This is a genomic window from Segetibacter sp. 3557_3 (assembly GCF_004354985.1).
Taxonomy (GTDB): Bacteria; Bacteroidota; Bacteroidia; order Chitinophagales; family Chitinophagaceae; genus Segetibacter.
On record NZ_SMSK01000005.1, the window covers coordinates 333,435 to 351,487 of the forward strand.

The window sequence follows — 18,053 nt, forward strand, 5'->3', positions numbered from 1 at the left end:
TAGTATTGACAATACCGTTATCATGTTACTACGCTTTTGCTTACTCCTTGTTTCACTGAATTCATTTTGTGTCGAATCACAATCTGTTCTAAAAGCGCCGCTGAAATTTCGGTTTGGTACCGGAAAAGAACAGGCCGGCTACCTTACCGTAAATGCGAACACCCGCTATACACCAGAAAAAGGTTACGGTATTGATCGGAATACCGGCATCATCGATGCTGCAGGCTTTGCAACCAGCGATAAGCCGTTCTACTTTTCGGTAAAACTGCCGGAAGGGAACTACGATGTAAAGGTTACGGTTGGTGATAAAAAAGGCGCATCTGACGCAGCGATCCGTGCGGAGTGCAGGCGAATGATGGTGAACCGGATTCAAACAAAAGCGGGTGAAAGTAAGACCGTTCACTTCACCCTTCATATCCGCGACTCTATCATCAGGGGTACTAACGGCAGCAGTAAAGTAAGACTAAAGCAACGCGAGATCAACTACCTGCATTGGGATGATAAACTTACCCTTGAGTTCAACGGGGAGGCACCTAAGGTCTCTGCCATCGAAATATTACCAGCTGCGAAAGATGTAATAACCGTATTCCTGGCAGGGAACTCCACCGAAGTTGACCAGGCAGAGGAACCCTACACCGCCTGGGGACAAATGATCCCGGCTTTTTTTGTACCGGGTAAAATAGCGGTTGCAAATTATGCGGAGTCCGGTGAGTCGCTCAGCAGCTTCATCAGCGCAAGGAGATTTGAAAAGCAGCTCAGCCTCATGAAAGCGGGCGACTATGCTTTTGTTCAATTTGGGCACAACGATATGAAGCAGAAGGGCCCCGGGATTGGCGCCTTTACCTCGTACAAAAGGGACCTTAAATATTTTATTGCAGAGGTGAAGAAAAAAGGGGGGATACCTGTTCTGGTTACTTCTATGAACCGCCGATCATTTGATAGTACCGGGAAGATCAACCATACCCTTGGTGATTATCCCGAGGCAGTGCGGCAAACCGCCAAAGAAGAAGGGGTTGCGCTGATCGACCTGAATGCCATGAGTAAAGTGGCTTACGAGGCCTGGGGACCGGTTGAGTCCATCAAGGCGTTTGTTTATTTTTCGGCTGGCGATTATCCCGGAGCCACAAAGGACGTTAAAGACGATACCCACTTTTCGCCATTCGGTGCATACGAAATTGCCAAACTAATGGTTACCGGTATACGGCAGAATGTTCCCGCGCTCGCAAAATTAATCAAGCCGGGTACCCCGCAGTTTAACCCGGCTAAACCCGGTACACTGGAAGCATTCTACTGGCCGCGAAGTCCATCATTGGCTTCAATAAAACCGGATGGAAATTAGGCGGATGTTCAGACGAGGAATGCCCTGACTGAACTGGTTTGGGATTGGGCGAATGTGGCGCGAACAGGTTCGTTTTCCAGGTTATCAAAATGATATGATTATCCAGCAACTCGCCGGGGCGGCGTGCCGCCCCACGGCCATGTTGGGCGTAATGCGGGGTTTAAACTGGTAGGAACGGGATTGCCCTGGGTTATTTTTAAAAATGCGCGGTATGGTTCAATATATCGCAGCTGGTGCAAGAATGCAACCCGGTTCCAAAGAAGTACAGCCATTAAGGAAAAGGACATCGGAAAGACATCGATGATAAAACGCCAACAGCTATTTCAGCATTCGCTTAACTGGCTTTAGCTTACCATCGATTGTTGAGGGATCGTATTGTAAACCGAGTATCTCTGTAATCAGCGGGTACACATTTACGTTCTCAAAGGGCTTAACCGTTTTGCCGTTTTTGAATGCCGGTCCCCAGGCTATAAAGGTCGCGTGCATATCCTTAAACGCCGGATCGAGCCCATGTTTTCCGGGTGTAACACGGTTGGTACCAAAGCGAAAAACCCTGGGATGTTTAGGGATCATGATCATATCCCCAACCCGGTTGAAGCGATCATTGGATCGTGAATAATGCCACCGGGAGGGAATGTTTTCTGCAAGGTATACGTCATAGTCAACAGCTTCCTGCTTAAGCGCATGGTAAGTTGGTAGTATACTGGTACGATCCTTTGCATATAGGTGTACGAGTACGTCGCCATTAGGCACATAAAACTTTGTGGTGTCAATTGCTTTCGGAAATGGAATGGTATTAATCGTATCAACAGTAGTCATACCGTGGTCTGAAAGAAAAATATAGTTCACAGGTAACTTCAACGCGTCTACCGCTTTCACCAGTTTGCCGATCGCTGAGTCCACCCCAAGCACAGCTTCTTTGGCCTGTACCGACTCGGGCCCAAAGGAATGCTCAACATGATCCGGCTCGGGCAGGTAAAAGGTAATAAAATGCGGCCGTTTGTCTTCAGGCAGTTGCAACCAATCCTTTAAAATTTCCACCCGGGTGTCTATGTCAATCTTTTCGTTGTACGTGTAATAATACGTCGGCCGTACACCCTGGATGGCTGCTTCAGAAGCAACCCAGTAAAAACTCGCGGATAGCATTTGCTGTTTTTCTGCGAGCACCCAGAGTGGGGTTCCGGCGTACCAGGAACTGTCGCCGACAGCATTCTTGTTGGACATGCTATACCGGGCGCGGCGGCTGGTATCGTAAAACGAGTTGTCTACAAGCCCATGGTGAGCAGGATACAATCCCGTAACAATGCTGTAGTGGTTTGGAAAAGTAAGCGAAGGAAAGGACGGCAACATATAAGGGGCCGACACACCTTGTTGTTTAAAACGCAGCAGGTTTTGCGCCTGGTACTTTTCCGCCATGTCGGCCCGGAAACCATCTGAAGAGATCAGGATAACATATGGCTTTTGCTGTTGTGTTATACTGTTAGTCCGGCCCGGAATAATTTGTTGTACGGTATCCTGTCCCAGAGCCCCGGTGAAAACAATCATGCACAGCATTATCGCAGGCGAACTACCTTTCAATGTCATCTTATACTTAGCTTTAAGGCAAAGCTATTTCAATAAGCCGAGATGCAGTGGATGAGTTGATTGGTTGATCTGTTGATAAGTTGATTAGTTGATAGGTTGATAGGTTGATTGGTTTGATTGGTTGATTGGTTGATTGATCAGTTGATAAGTTGATAAGTTGATTGGTTGATAAGTTGATGGTTGATCAATTGCTTGGTTGATAGATTAGCAAGATGACAGCTACCAATTAAGAATACCGACCTCCTTTTTAATTTTACATTTTTACTTTTGACTTATTCTCTCCTGTCCGGGCCATTCCGGCGGATCAACACCAATCAGGTGTTTTACAAAGAAGTCGCGTCGTTTGTGTTCGCCGTAATCACCACCCATTGAATGCCCCATACCAGGCACCATCAGGAAGTCGTAATGTTTGTTGCTTTTGATAAGCGCATTCATCAATTGCATGCTCGACGAAGGATCCACATTATCATCAAGCTCTCCCAGGATAAGCAGCAATTGCCCCTTTAGCTTATGCGCATTGGTTACATTTGAACTGGCTTCGTATTGCGGGCCGATCGGGTATCCCATCCAGAGTTCATTCCACCACATCTTGTCCATCCGGTTATCGTGGCAACCGGATGATGATACCGCTACTTTGTAAAAGTCAGGGTGAAACAACAACGCACCAGCCGAGTTCTGCCCACCTGCCGAATTGCCAAATATGCCAACCCGGCTAAGGTCCATATACGGGTACTTCTTTGCAGCTGCTTTCATCCATAAGATCCGATCGGGGAAACCGCCGTCTTTCAGGTTCTGGTAACAAACATCATGGAAGGCTTTCGAACGGTTTGACGTGCCCATTCCATCGATCTGCACAACGATAAAGCCCAGCTCGACAAGTTGGTGCAGGTCGCCACGCGAATCAGTTGCAAAACTTTTTGGTACAAAGGCGCTTTGCGGACCAGCATAAATGTATTCGATAACCGGGTATGTCTTGCCAGGATCAAAGTTGGCGGGCCGGATGATCATACCCCAGATATCCGTTTTACCATCCCGTCCTTTGCTCGTAAATACCTCCGGCATTTTCCAGCCGGTAGCCAGCAATCCCCTGATGTCAGACTTTTCCAGCTCCATGATTACCTTACCGTCGACAGCGCTTTTCAGTACCGTTACTGCCGGCTGATCAATCCTTGACCAGCTATCCACCAGGTAAGTGTAGTCATCTGAAAACGAAGCAAGGTGATTGCCGTTTTCAGGGGTTAACGCTACAAGTCCTTTGCCATCGAACCCCACACGGAAATACTGCACCAGGTAAGGGTCCTGCCCTGCTTCGCGCCCACTTGCAGCAAAAAAAATGGTTCGGTTTTTCTCATCTACTTTCACCACATTCCGCACCACCCATTCACCATTGGTAACCTGGTTTTTTACCTTTCCCGTCGTGCCATCGTACAGGTACAGGTGGTTCCAGCCGTCCCGCTCCGACATCCAGATGATTTCTTTTCCATCTTCAACGTCATACCTGAATTTCTTACCGCTGTATTCAAAAAAGGTTTTGCTCTGTTCTCCAATCAATTCTTTGGGCGATCCGTTGCCGCTTACTTCGATAACCTTAAATACCTGGTGGCCGCGTTGGTTGTATTCAACAGTAAAACCGCGGCTGTCTTTGCGCCAAACCGGGTTGCTCAGGCTGTACTGGTTTGCAATGAGGGATGGGTCAATAGTGAATTGTTTACGGCTTACCACATCAAAAAGCACCGGTTGTTTTTGTGGTAAAGCATCGCCAGGTTTCAGGTAGTTGCGCGTATGTAACTTAGGTTGAAACTGGTCCGCGGGCGACGACTCAATCAGGTACACGAGATGTGGCTTATTTGGACGGACCCTATTAACGGCAAGCTTTTTTGAGTCGGGCGACCAGGCGATATAGGCCGCATAATATTCCCCTTCAGAACCGTCGAAGCTAAGCGGGTACTCCTCTTTTTTATCGGCCGACTGTACATAAACGTTGTAATTTTTTATGTAAGCCGACCACTTGCCATCCGGTGACTTGATGGGACGGCTACTCATATCGTCCTGGCCATCGCCCCAATACCTTGCGGCTACCTGGCTCACCGGCACCTTGCTCTTCTCGGTGAGTTTTGCTGTTGCCGGCTCGTAACGCCAAACGATATCACCCGATGTAAATTCAATAGCGTTACCACCATCGGTATAGGTAATGTTCAAAAACGGAAGTGCATAAGGGTCTACCTTTTTACTTGTAGCAGTAGTCAGGGCCGCTGCGAGTTTCGCCTGGTCAAAAGCAGGCTGGCGGCTGTGTTTAACGGCGTCAACCAGCATATATTCTTTTCCCCGTGGTGTTTGGGTAAGGTACCAGAACCGTGGTTCTTTTTCCATCCACTGAAAGCGGTCGGGCGCGTACAAAATTTTATCCTTTACCTGCTCCTTGATGTAATCAGCACGCGCGTAGTCGGCCTGGGTACCCTGAGCCATGTTCGGGAGCGGACATGTGAGGCAAATCGCTGCGACGCATGCTACTGAAGCAGCCATCTGGCGTAGCATGGAAAAAGATTGCACGAGTATTTTCATTTGAATAGGTGTATGTAGTAGCGTGGGGTAATAACTCAAACAGCAATTTAGCAATTACCCGGCGAGCAGCATTTGCAATTCTTCACCGGGATGCGGATGAAATTAACGAATACGGATTGCGGATTGGCGGATTGCGGATGGGCGGATGAATGGAACACGGATGAAGGGGATTGAACGGATTTATAGGCGTATTGCGGATTGCGGATTGGCGAGTTGAATGGAACACGGATGAAGGGGATTGAACGGATTGCGGATGGGCGGATTGCGGATTGCGAATTGGCGGATTGCGGATTGTTGGATGGATAGATGTTAAACGGAACAGGGATGACGGATCGCAGATCAGGTAATGGATCCAAATAGCAAACAGGTCTTGAGATCACAATTCGTACACTGGTTGTTAAGAGCATTCTCTTTCCTTATTACCCAATACCTCAATACCCAATACCTCAATACCTTATTACCTAATACCTTAATACCTTATTACCTCAGTACCCAACACCTCAATACCCAATACCTCAATACCCAATCCCAAAATACCGTGTGCCCTATTCCTGCTACAGTTGCCTGATGAATTCCTCTGGTTGATCCGGTGTTAGTATGATCTTCTTCTGGTTCCCGGCAATAATCATTACTGCCCGGTCGCAACGTGTTGCATACCATATCATTGCTCCAATACCGGTGTGGTAAAATTTACCGTAATACCCAAATAAGCCCCCAACTCCAAACGTACGGATGGAATATTTCAAACGGCCGTTTTCCAGCAATTCACACGACTGGATCGTGTCTATTTCAATTGCGACCCTGCCTGCAGGCCGATGTATAATCACCTGCCCATTTGATATTTCGTAGTTGACCGGGTGGTACAAATACGAAAACAGGTATACCAGGGCAACGATAAACGCCGGCATAAAAAGTACTATAGTGCCCTTAACGATAAATGCCCCTAAACCAATCACTATCAAAATTAAAAATCCAATCGTTATCGTCGTTGTAACCGTTCTGACAAGCCTGTCTGGTGTTGCCTTAAAAATCATCTTATGTGTCGTTATCCTGCCCTTTAAAAACCTAATGCATAGGGATTGTTCCCGCCGATGAAATTAATAAAGAAACTGTAACACCCGCCTGGGTACCCCCTCCATTTCACTTTTTATGTAGCCTCTTTCTCGCATCAGCAATGCAGTTATTTAGAAAGTTTATTCCCGTTATTTAACCGGAGATAAAAAAAGGCCGTCCCAAAAGAGACAGCCCGTTTACTAATAACACAACCCAAAAGTTTTAATAACCCGGATTTTGTTTCAGGTTAGGATTCTTAATGATTTCATTTTCATGGATAGGAAATAATTGGCGTGTTGCAGCAGCAGGCCGGTGATTGAACCAGATCTTGGTACTGAAAACACCAAAGCGGATAATATCCTGCCGACGACGGCCCTCCGCTGCAAACTCCCAGCCCAGTTCATCCAGGAAGCGTCCAAATGGTATGTCTGCCCCACCTTGTAATTCTGAAATGCTGCCATTGGTGTTGTAATAACCGTACTGGTAGGAACTTCCCATTTGTAACTGGGCACCCGTAACCTTAGCTTTTGCACTATTGTTACGGAACGCCCTTTCCCTCACCTGTGATACGATGTCAGCAGCTTCATCCGCCTTACCTGTTCTTAGCAGCGACTCCGCCTTCATCATCAGCACATCTGCATAACGAACCAAAGGATAATCCACACTCAACGCAGCCCTTGCACCTTGTTTGATTTCATATTTAGCCATACGATAACCCTGGTCACTTCCCGACAAGGCGATACCATTAAGGTGCTTGGTATAGTTAATGGCGACTGCCCCAGTCGTGGCATTTATTTGTGGGCCCCAGATCCAGGTGTCTTTTAAACGACTGTCATCAGGATCATAGGTGTTTATAAACTGGGGTACTGCTGCACTTCCACCCCAGGGTTGGGCCGACATACTAAACACGGCCTGCTGAACGGGATCGAGTGACTTCATGTGCATATTGAATTCGGTTGCCAAAATTTCGTCGTACGGTACCGCAAGTATCAGCTCTTTTGAATTCTGGTTTTCTGTTCTGAAAGGCGATTTATAATCCGGCTCAAGTATGTATCTCCCAGGCGCAGCGGCGATAATGTCGTTACACTCTGCTATACATTTGTCCCACTGTGGTGTACCGGTGTATACCCCGGCATTAAGGTAAACCTTCGCAAGAATTCCTTTAGCCGCCCACCTGTTGAACCTTCCATAAGTCAGCTTGTCTGCTTTGTCACTTAACAGGGGAATGTTATCTGTAAATTCTTTTACTACAAAGTCGTATACCTGCTGCCGGGTACTTTGTTTTGGCAGGCTCACGTCTTGATAATCTGTAACAATTGGAACATTTCCATGATTATCAAGCAACATATAGTAGTAATACGCCCTGGCTGCTTTCATTTCAGCCACCAGGTTCTCTTTACCAGTCGACACAGGAATTGCACCTGACTCGATCTGGAAAATCAACCTGTTTGCCAGGTTAATGCCACGATAGCTCGCTGCCCACAGGTTATTGGGCTGGCTTTGAACCGGGTTCCACTTGTGCTCATGCATACGCTGGTAGGTACCACCATCGAACCAGCCATTCGGACGAACCGGGGTCACAATAATGTCGGCCGATTCCTCTTGCAGGTCAAAGTTGCCATGCCATGATGCATGCATTGGCCTCAGGTTGGTATAAACGGGTGCAATAAGTGAAGGGATGTCCTTTTCAGTAGGCACAAACTGGTCCGCCGGAATACGATCGTAGATGGTTTCATCCAGCTTTGTGCAACCGCCAAATACAACAACAAGAACGGAAAGTGCAGTGATAGATAATATATTCTTTTTCATATGGGAAAACTTAGAAGTTAATGTTGGTTCCAAAAGTGAATGTACGGGTAGTTGGATATTTATCCCTTTCATCCAATCCAGGTGAAAGGCCAACCCGGTTTACTTCAGGATCTACGCCTTTGTAACCAGTAAACGTATAAAGATTTAAACCCGCAACGTAAACCCTTGCACCCTTAAACAATTTACTGTTTTTTACATTAAAAGTATAGCCAAGACTAACGTTATCCAGTTTTACGTGATCACCCTGTTCCATGTAGTAAGACACATAGGCTAGATCAGCATAGATTGGCGTTTTACCATAAACGGGATCAAACGCGGTTTTCAGCATATTATACTGGTTGATTTTTGGGTTTTCATAAAACATCCTTTGGAAGTTCATGATCTGGTAACCCAGTGCGCCCCTGAGATTGATGTTCAAATCCCACTTCCTGTAAGTGAAGGTATTGTTCATACCCACAATGTATTTGGGAACACCATTCCCAAGGATTTGTTTGTCTGAAGGGGTAGAGTTTCTGAGCGACTTCGGTTTGCCATCAGAACCTTCGATGATCCAGGTGGAGTCTGCTGCAATATCGATCGTTTTATACCCAAAGAAACTACCGATTGGCTCCCCGATATAATTGCGGTGTGTGCTTTCCTGAATTGGTTCACCTGTACCACCGGCAGTAAAGAAGGTAAGCACGCTTGAACCCGGAGGTCCGGTTAAGGAAACCAGTTTGTTGCTGTTGGCAGCAAACGTGAGTGTAGTGTGCCAATTGAAATCTTTCGATTTAACCGGGTTGATATTGAGCAACACCTCAAGGCCTTTGTTGCTCATTGTACCAGCGTTCCACCAGATGGTAGGGAACAAGTACGGCGGCACGGGCACGCTGAATTGGTAGAGCATGTCCTTTGTATCTCTGCGGTAATAATCTACGCTACCACTGATCCTATTCTTAAGCACGGAGAAATCAACACCAAAGTTCCACTCCAGCTTTTTCTCCCAGCGAAGTTCGGGGTTGGGGTTGCTGCCAGGCTGAATGGACTGGATGAAAATACCGTTGTATAACATCCTCCCTCCAAGATTGTAAAGGTCGGGCGAGAGGTAAGAACTATTGGGTATCGTACCGGTAATACCGTATCCAACACGCAGTTTCAGGTCGTTAACGAAATCTACATTTTTCATGAAGTCTTCGCGGTTTATTCTCCAACCCGCAGAAATGGCCGGGAACTGACCCCATTTGTGGTTTTTACCAAACTTCGATGAACCCTCATGGCGCATACTCGCCATCAGCATATATTTCTCTTTGAACGAATAGTTTACCCGGCCAAAGAAACCGATCAACTTCCAGTCTTCTTTGTCGCTGTTCATACCAATACTGCCATAAGGGGCATTGGTGTTCAGGTAAGCAAGCGCGTCACCTGATTCAAGCCTGTTCCATCCGAAGAGGTCTGAAGTGAAATTTGAGTTGTTTGCACTAAAGCCCTCGTCAACGGAATACTGGTAACTGTAACCACCCAATACAGAAAAGCGGTGGTCGTTCATGGTCCGGCTGTAATCCGTAGTAAATTCAAGCAGCTGGTCGCGGCTTAAACTCGCTGACCTGGATGCGGTACCAGGCCTGTTTGCATCAACTGAAGTACGGTGGTTAAACGTTTCGTAATACCCGGTCAGGCCATTGTTTTTTACATCGGAGACAAGGAGTTTGAAATTGAGGTCTTTTAGCGGCGTGAAGGTAACACTACCGTTTAAACGCATTTCCGAGCCCTTGTTTTCAGATTCAGTTTCCTCAATCCGCCTTAGAGGGTTGTCGTACATATAAACACTTCTTTCGTACCATGCGCCGGTTGGTGTTTTGATCGGCTCTGTTGGGTTCCGGATCAGGGCCTGCCTGTAGGTATTGTTATAACTCAGGTCGAAAGCTTTTCTTGAACGGTTTATGGCGTTGAAATTAAACTTGAGCTTATTGTCGAACATCGCATGATTAATGTCGAGCCGGCCGACCACCTGGCTGTTATCAGACCTTAAGAAAATGCCCTGCCAGGTACGATAGTTTAATGATGCCGTATAACTGGTTTGGGCATTTCCGCCTTGCAGGGTTAGGTTATGCGTGTGGCTGATTGGCGTACGTGTAATTTCATCAAACCAGTCGGTGGTTGCACCAAATTCGTCGTTTGTACCGGATAGGTTTGAATAGCCGGGCGCATTGGGATTGATATTCTGGTTAAAACCCCTGACGCCTTCGCTGATCAGCCTGCGGTAATCGTCGGCATTTAAAAACTCCATTTTCCTGGCAATCTGCTGAACACTCACGTACCCTGTATAGTTCATCGTGGCGGGGCGATTTCCACCCCTCCGCTTTTTAGTCGTAATCAGGATAACACCATTGGTACCACGTGTACCATAAATAGCAGCTGCCGAACCGTCTTTAAGCACATCAATTGACTCGATGTCTTCAGGCGGTACGGTATTTAAACCTCCCGGCACACCGTCGATCAGGATTAGTGGTGTAGAGGAACCATTGATACTGTTTGCACCGCGTAAAGAGATCTGGGTATTGGCATTGGGATTACCACTGGTTGTAGCCACCGAAATACCCGCAACCTTTCCCTGGATCAACTGGGCAGCATCCCTGGCAAAACCCTGGGTAAAATCCTCCGCCTTAACACTGGCGACGGCACTGGTTACTTCTCCCCTTTTTTGGGTTCCATAACCAACCACCACCACTTCATCCAGGTTCGCAGGACCCGACTTGAGGCTGATCTCAACCGATGTTTTGCCGGAGACATCTACTTCCATGGTAGACATACCTACATAACTGACTTCGAGTGAGCGGGTTTGTGCGGGCAAACTAATGGAGAACTTACCAGCTGCATCTGATGTGGTGGCAATTGTAGATCCTTTACCATTGATGGTTGCCCCGCTAAGCGGCTCACCGGCAGCGTTTCTGACAACCCCCGTAATCGTTTTGTTTTGCGCACTTAGGTGCTGAAGTGAGAGAAAGAGGAAAGCAAGCAATAATGTAAGAACTTTATTCATACCTGTGTTTTTAGTAAACAATTTTCGTTAGTCAGCTAAAATTACCACCAAATGAATCTGTAGTGCCCAACGATATTAGCATGATGTAAGCAAATTTTAACCAGTGATGAAAAGTCAAAAGTCAAAAGTCAAAAGTCAAAACCTCCTCAGGAGAGTCGTACCCATTTTTCAGCGTGTGATCAGGCATTCAACCGGTATCAGATTTACGATATATCCCTGACTGTACTTAATGTTTCAACAAAAAGAGTTGATACCCACCTACCGATCAACCTACCGGCATGCTTACCTGGCACAGTTAATACCAAGCGACTCAACTAACCAGGTTATCAAGCTTTCCGATACGTCCTACAACCCGTCAATACCGCTTTAACTAGATTGTCAACCAAATCAACTTTCTTCTGATACCTAAATGCCGAATACCTCAATACCCTACTACCAATCTCCGCCGATGCTATGAAAACAGCTTTTGAACGGAGCGTCGCAACCGGAGCTGCCCGGTGGCTGAATGCTGGCGACCAAAAAAATGAAAGATGTAAAATGTAAAAGTAGAAAATTGAGTTCGACCTTTATTCCTATGTACAGTCATGAATCGTGCAGCATTCAAGGGAACATTAACGTTCACCTCACCGGGCCATCAATACTTAGTCTGCCTTTAGTTATGCCGATAACCACTTACGTCTCACATCTCATCTCTCATAACTCATTACTATTTGCTAATGTCATCACTGTCCAGATATCTTATCCGTCTTCCTTCTAATCATCCCTCCTTGCTTAAAATCAGCTAAGTATCAGTGAAGAATTGAAAACTGACTTGCGCAAGGGCATCGTAGTTTTAGTGTTTTACAATTATAGAACGACGGTAAAAAAAGCAGTACTTACACAAACGCGATTGCCGATAAACAAAGTTGGAAGAACAGCAGCAGTCGAGCAGACGATCTTACATTTGTTTTGTACCAGCGCAATTTTTACATACAACAACATCAATATGAAACGAATTTTGGTAGCCGGGTTGGTTTTGATCAGTTTAGGAGGACAGGCGCAAAAGCAGTTACAGGCAACAACCGCGAAGGAAAGGTTTGCAGGAGAAGATAAAAGAAAACAGCTCGAAGCGGCTTCAGTGCTTAACAACGTCAACTTTCGAAACGTTGGCCCAACGGTGATGAGTGGCCGCGTGGTAGACCTTGATGCGAACCCCGATAACCCTGTTGAATTTTATGTTGCTTACGCCAGCGGTGGACTTTGGTATACCAAAAATAATGGCCAGTCGTTTATCCCGGTCTCCGACAACCTGCCGCATACTTTTATGGGCGATGTGGCGGTAAACTGGAAAGAGCGGATCGTTTGGCTTGGCACGGGTGAGTCCAACGCACAACGATCGTCGAATGCCGGCACCGGTATGTACAAGACGCGCGACAATGGTAAAAACTGGGAATATATCGGTTTGCCCGAATCACATCACATCGGCAAAGTTGAACTTCACCCTACCGATGCAAACATCGCCTGGGTTGCCGTTGTTGGTCACCTTTATTCACCCAACCGGGAACGTGGCATTTACCGCACCGAAGATGGCGGCAAAAGCTGGCAGCAGACCCTCTACATCGATGATAAAACCGGCGCGATTGACGTAATTGTTGACCCCGTAAATCCGAATAATGTTTATGCAAGCATGTGGTTCAAAACCCGGGCTGCATGGAACCTGGTGGAGTGCGGAAAAACCTCCGGGATTTATAAAAGCACTGATGGCGGTAAAACATTCAAACTGTCTAGCACCACACAAAGCGGCTTTCCTACGGGCGAAGGCGTTGGCCGGATAGGTTTGACCATATACCCGAAGCAACCCAACATTTTATACGCTGTTGTCGACAACAATTTCAACCGGCCCGATACGGCAAAAAACAAATCTGCAGTAAGCGATACGCTCTACACGATCAAAGACCTGACCGGGCTCACCAAAGAAAAGTTTGCTGCGCTTGATGAAAGAAAGCTGAATGCCTTTTTAAAGTCGCGTATGCTTGCGATGCATACCGCTGCCGATTTGAAAGCAAAGGTTGCAGCAGGCACTTTTAAGCCAACCGTTATCGAGGATTACTTTGGTGATGGTGGCGATGCAATTGAAGCGATCTCGAATACCCCGATCATCGGTGCCGAAGTGTACCGCAGCGACGATGCCGGCGCAACCTGGAAGAAGACGCATAAGAACTACCTGGACAATATGTTTTTTACCTATGGTTATGTGTTTGCGCGCATATGGGTGTCACCAACCAATCCTGACAAGGTGGTAACCATCAGCGTTCCGCTCATGATGTCTGAGGATGGTGGAAAAACTTTCAGGGATATCGCCAAGTCAAATGTGCACGTGGATCATCATGCTGCATGGTTCGACCCTAAAGACGATAACCACATCATCAATGGCAACGACGGCGGACTCAACATTACGTACGACAATGGCGAAAACTGGTTTAAGGCAAATACACCCGCCGTTGGCCAGTTTTACTCTATCACCACCGACAATGCAAAACCATACAACATCTACGGTGGTCTGCAGGACAATGGGGTATGGTACGGACCGTCAACTTACCGCGCAGGTTTCGACTGGTATGCAAATGGCAACTATCCCTACAAAAGCATTGGCGGCGGCGATGGCATGATGGTTCAGGTGGATACCCGCGACAACAACACCTTTTATACGGGCTCACAATTTGGTGCCTACTTCAGGTCTTCTCTTGATGGCACCAAACCGCGGCTTAGTCTTCGTCCTTCGCACCAGCTAGGCGACAGACCCCTGCGTTTCAACTGGGAAACACCCATCTGGTTATCCCGGCACAACCCCGATGTGCTTTACCTTGGCACCAACCGCTTTTACCGTTCTTTAAATAAAGGCGAAAACCTGCAACCATTATCTGCAGATCTTACCAGTGGTTTTGTAGCGGGGGATGTGCCTTATGGTACGCTCACGACCATTCATGAGTCGCCACTTAAATTCGGATTGATCTACGTGGGTTCGGATGATGGCAACATACACGTGTCAAAAGATGGCGGTTATACCTTTACAAAAATCTCCACCAACCTGCCCCAAAAACTATGGGTCACCCAGGTTACCGCTTCGGGCTTTAAAGAAGGAAGGGTATATGCTTCGCTCAGCGGACTCCGTTACGACAACTTTCAACCTTACCTTTTTGTAAGTGAAGACTATGGCAGTACCTGGAAACAATTTGGCCAGGAGCTACCCATGGAACCGGTGAACGTGATTAAAGAAGATCCGAAAAATGAAAACATCCTGTACGTAGGTTCGGATAATGGGTTTTATGTGTCGTTCGACCGGGGCCAGGCGTTTATGGCCTGGGCGGGTGGGTTGCCCCGTGTGCCGGTGCACGATATTGCCATACAGGATCGGGATAACGAGGTTGTTTTGGGTACCCATGGCCGATCGGTCTATGTTGCAAAAATCGACCTGTTGCAAAAGCTTACACCAGCAACGATGCGTGAAAAGCTCGAGGTGATGGATGTTGTGGCACCGCTGCTGCAGCCCAGTACCGAACGGCGCCGTCGCTTCAACCAGGGACCTTCTGCAGCCGTCGAGATCGCCTACTTCGTTCCAGATAAAGAAGTTGTAACCGTTAACATCCTTTCGGCTAAAGGCACTACACTTGCAACCTTCAAAGACACCGCACAAAAAGGCATTAACACTGCCCGGTACGATATGCGCATGAACAGTGGCGGAGCTGCTGCACTCGAAAAAGAAACGGGTAAAAAGCCTGCTTCTGGAAGCCTGCCCGCTGGTGATTATACTGCGGAGATCGTACTCGCCGACGGCACTAAGAAGACAAAAAGCTTCTCCCTGAAAGAAGCACCACGTGGAGAGTTCCAGGAGCCGAATGCGGAGTTTTAGGATTATGTTGAATGTTGTGTGCTAAATGTTGAATGAGGAGAAAAGTTAAGAATTATGAATTAAGAGTTATGAGTGGATTGTGTTATGTTGAATGTTGTATGCTAAATATTCAATCGAGAGAAGACTGTTGAGAGCTATGAATCAAGAGTTATGAGTGGATTTTGTTATGTTGAATGTTGTAGCAAAGGTTGAATGAGGAGAAGAGTTAAGAATTAAAAATTAACGGTTATGAGTGGATTGTGTTATGTTGAATGTTGTATGCTAAATGTTGAATCGGGCGAACAGTTATGAATTATGAGTCAATGTCGTTTACTTAAGCAAATACTTATGGACCCAGCCGAAAACTTTCTATTAAACATCGTTGCGTCGCACTCTTGTACAATAGTAGTAGCCTGGGCCTAACAAGTTGTTTGTGGGCTTAATTAAACGATGTTAAATTATGAGTGGGTTGTGTTATGTTGAGTTAGAGAGCCGTTGAACGTTATGAATTATGAGTTAAGTGTAGCTGGTGTTATGTTAAATGTTATCGCATAGAGTTTTGTAGTTCACCACAACTCTGAAGCGTTGCATAAACTGAATAGATTATTGAGATTCACGAAATATGCGTAACGGCGATCAGATTCTAGCGTTGGCGGTAAGCATGTATTCATATTGCTTACACTCACAAGATTTAAATAACATCCAAAAGATTTTCGGGTTGTTGTTCCGTAGAATAATGCATAATAAATGCCGCTATAAAGCCATGAACATGCAACCCGGTTTTGACTTTTGACTTCTGACTTTTTGCCTTTTGCCTTTTGACTTTGCATTCTTCGTTTTGCATTTTACATTTTACATTTTCTCTCCTCAAAACCCTATACCCAGTACCTTAATACCATTATACCCAATACCCACATGCAACGACTCACCTTCCTACTCGCCTGCCTCTTACTTGCCTGCACGGGCATTGCACAGATTGAAAAAGCCCCTGAGCGAAAAGAAGGCGAGGGTCCATATGACCAGTTGATCATTCGTGGGGTTACCCTGATCAACAGTACCGGCGCTCCCCCACTCGGGCCGGTTGATATCGTGGTAGAAAAGAACCGGATCACCCAGGTTGTAAACGTTGGTGTTCCGGGTGTCACCATCAACGAAAGCAAACGACCAAAACTAAACCCGGGTGGCAAAGAATTACAGGCGGAGGGCATGTTCCTCCTGCCCGGATTTGTAGACATGCACGGGCACATCGGCGGTAAGGAACAGGGCACACCGGCAGAATACGTTTTCAAACTCTGGATGGCCCATGGGATCACTACCATCCGTGATCCCCTATCCGGCAACGGGCTCGACTGGACACTCGATCAAAAGAAAAAGAGTGAACAAAACCTGATCACTGCACCAAGAATTAAGGCTTACACCAACTTCGGCATGGGCAGTAAAACCCCGATCAGCACTGCCGAACAAGCCAGGGAATGGGTGCGCGACAATGCTAAAAAGGGTTCCGACGGCATCAAGTTTTTTGGCGCCTCACCCGAGGTTATGCTTGCTGCCCTGCAGGAAAACAAACGGCTTGGCCTGCGTTCCGCCTGCCACCACGCCCAACTAAATGTTGGTCGCTGGAATGCCCTCAACAGTGCTTATGCCGGGCTGACCACAATGGAACACTGGTATGGCCTGCCCGAAGCGATGTTTGAAAACCAAACGATTCAAAACTACCAGCCAGATTATAATTACGCCAATGAACAGGATCGCTTTGGTGAAGCAGGAAAGCTCTGGCAACAGGCTGCCAAACGGGGTTCCGACAAATGGAACAAACTGATGGATACCCTGATTAAACTCGACTTTACCATCGACCCCACATTTGTTGCCTACGAAGCAAACCGCGATCTCATGCGCGCCATGAACCTCGAGTGGCACAAAGAATATACCCTACCTTCCGTATGGAAATTCTATCATCCCAGCAGAACCGCGCATGGCTCTTACTGGCACTCCTGGGGATCAACACAGGAGATCAACTGGAAACAGAATTACCGCCTGTGGATGGACTTCGTTAACGATTATAAAAACAAAGGCGGACGTGTTACCGTTGGTACGGACGCAGCCTTCATTTATAACCTGTATGGTTTTGATTACCCCCGGGAGATGGAATTGCTGCAGGAAGCAGGTTTTCATCCGCTGGAAGTAATCAAGGCTGCAACGCTAAACGGCGCCCAGGCGCTGGGCATGGAAAACCTGATCGGCTCTGTTGAAGTTGGTAAGCTGGCGGACTTTGTTATCTTGGATCAAAACCCCTTGCTCGACTTTAAAGTCCTGTATGGTATAGGCGCTATAAGGCTAACAGAAGACAACAAGGTCGTACGGGTAGGCGGCGTGAAGTACACCATCAAAGACGGAATCATTTACGATGCTAAAAAACTACTCGCCGATGTAAAAAAGATGGTTGCAGACGAAAAGGCGAAAACCGGGTTTAAGATTACCATACCCGGAGCAGAGTGACGCTTTCTTATGTTGGATGTTGTATGGTAAGAAAAGTTATAAGTTATGAAGTCAGGGGTATGAGTGGTTTAAGGTTATGTTGAATGTTGTATGATAATTTTTGCATGGGAAAACAGGTACGCATTATGTATTCGTTTGCTGGGGGGGGTTGTCTTTAGATGTATCTACTCAACCCTGAAGGGGTTGAATTTGAATAGCTCCGGATGTAATCCGGGGAAACCATAAGAGCAACAACCAACAACCCTGAAGGGGTTGAATATTGAACCTAAATCATTCGAATGCCATTCCGACAAAGGAGGAATCCCGGACAAAACATTTCAATT

Annotated in this window: 9 protein-coding genes; 3 read left to right on the forward strand and 6 right to left on the reverse strand. The window is 46.8% G+C overall.

All coding sequences use genetic code 11. The features are described 5' to 3' along the window. Positions 1 to 22: 22 nt before the first annotated feature. A complete protein-coding gene (locus tag EXU57_RS10900; RefSeq protein WP_133268230.1) occupies positions 23 to 1,339 on the forward strand; it encodes a rhamnogalacturonan acetylesterase in 1,317 nt (438 codons plus the stop codon). A gap of 318 nt (positions 1,340 to 1,657) precedes the next feature. Here the strand turns inward: EXU57_RS10900 and EXU57_RS10905 are convergent, their stop codons facing one another. The 5 genes from EXU57_RS10905 to EXU57_RS10925 all read right to left on the reverse strand — a co-directional run bounded on the left by EXU57_RS10905 (position 1,658) and on the right by EXU57_RS10925 (position 11,366). Then, a complete protein-coding gene (locus tag EXU57_RS10905) occupies positions 1,658 to 2,884 on the reverse strand; it encodes an ectonucleotide pyrophosphatase/phosphodiesterase (RefSeq protein WP_243745569.1) in 1,227 nt (408 codons plus the stop codon). Positions 2,885 to 3,184: 300 nt separating this feature from the next. Further along, positions 3,185 to 5,485 (reverse strand): S9 family peptidase, encoded by a 2,301-nt coding sequence (locus EXU57_RS10910; RefSeq protein ID WP_133268232.1) that lies wholly within the window; start codon positions 5,483 to 5,485, stop codon positions 3,185 to 3,187. 554 nt (positions 5,486 to 6,039) lie between these two features. Then, positions 6,040 to 6,519: a PH domain-containing protein gene (locus EXU57_RS10915; protein ID WP_133268233.1), complete on the reverse strand. Its 480-nt coding sequence runs from the start codon at positions 6,517 to 6,519 to the stop codon at positions 6,040 to 6,042. Between the two features lie 241 nt (positions 6,520 to 6,760). Next, positions 6,761 to 8,347: a RagB/SusD family nutrient uptake outer membrane protein gene (locus EXU57_RS10920; protein WP_133268234.1), complete on the reverse strand. Its 1,587-nt coding sequence runs from the start codon at positions 8,345 to 8,347 to the stop codon at positions 6,761 to 6,763. A gap of 10 nt (positions 8,348 to 8,357) precedes the next feature. After that, positions 8,358 to 11,366: a SusC/RagA family TonB-linked outer membrane protein gene (locus EXU57_RS10925; RefSeq protein WP_133268235.1), complete on the reverse strand. Its 3,009-nt coding sequence runs from the start codon at positions 11,364 to 11,366 to the stop codon at positions 8,358 to 8,360. A 985-nt stretch (positions 11,367 to 12,351) separates the two neighbouring features. On the opposite strand from EXU57_RS10925, the gene EXU57_RS10930 reads away from it, so the two are divergent. After that, positions 12,352 to 15,255 carry a WD40/YVTN/BNR-like repeat-containing protein gene (locus EXU57_RS10930; RefSeq protein ID WP_133268236.1) on the forward strand — a complete coding sequence of 968 codons (2,904 nt, stop codon included), beginning with the start codon at positions 12,352 to 12,354 and terminating at the stop codon, positions 15,253 to 15,255. Between the two features lie 670 nt (positions 15,256 to 15,925). Here EXU57_RS10930 and EXU57_RS25085 read toward each other — a convergent pair. Next, positions 15,926 to 16,078 carry a hypothetical protein gene (locus EXU57_RS25085; RefSeq protein WP_165958104.1) on the reverse strand — a complete coding sequence of 51 codons (153 nt, stop codon included), beginning with the start codon at positions 16,076 to 16,078 and terminating at the stop codon, positions 15,926 to 15,928. Between the two features lie 71 nt (positions 16,079 to 16,149). Between EXU57_RS25085 and EXU57_RS10935 the strand changes: the two genes are divergently transcribed. Further along, positions 16,150 to 17,730 (forward strand): amidohydrolase family protein, encoded by a 1,581-nt coding sequence (locus EXU57_RS10935; protein ID WP_133268237.1) that lies wholly within the window; start codon positions 16,150 to 16,152, stop codon positions 17,728 to 17,730. The last annotated feature ends 323 nt before the right edge of the window (positions 17,731 to 18,053 follow it).

Excerpts from the sequence above, each read along its gene's own strand:
- EXU57_RS10900 (WP_133268230.1), top strand. The coding sequence starts at position 23 with ATGTTACTACGCTTTTGCTTACTCCTTGTTTCACTGAATTCATTTTGT.
- EXU57_RS10930 (WP_133268236.1), top strand. The coding sequence starts at position 12,352 with ATGAAACGAATTTTGGTAGCCGGGTTGGTTTTGATCAGTTTAGGAGGA.
- EXU57_RS10910 (WP_133268232.1), bottom strand. The coding sequence starts at position 5,485 with ATGAAAATACTCGTGCAATCTTTTTCCATGCTACGCCAGATGGCTGCT.
- EXU57_RS10905 (WP_243745569.1), bottom strand. The coding sequence starts at position 2,884 with ATGATTGTTTTCACCGGGGCTCTGGGACAGGATACCGTACAACAAATT.
- EXU57_RS10925 (WP_133268235.1), bottom strand. The coding sequence starts at position 11,366 with ATGAATAAAGTTCTTACATTATTGCTTGCTTTCCTCTTTCTCTCACTT.
- EXU57_RS25085 (WP_165958104.1), bottom strand. The coding sequence starts at position 16,078 with ATGCAAAACGAAGAATGCAAAGTCAAAAGGCAAAAGGCAAAAAGTCAG.
- EXU57_RS10915 (WP_133268233.1), bottom strand. The coding sequence starts at position 6,519 with ATGATTTTTAAGGCAACACCAGACAGGCTTGTCAGAACGGTTACAACG.
- EXU57_RS10935 (WP_133268237.1), top strand. The coding sequence starts at position 16,150 with ATGCAACGACTCACCTTCCTACTCGCCTGCCTCTTACTTGCCTGCACG.
- EXU57_RS10920 (WP_133268234.1), bottom strand. The coding sequence starts at position 8,347 with ATGAAAAAGAATATATTATCTATCACTGCACTTTCCGTTCTTGTTGTT.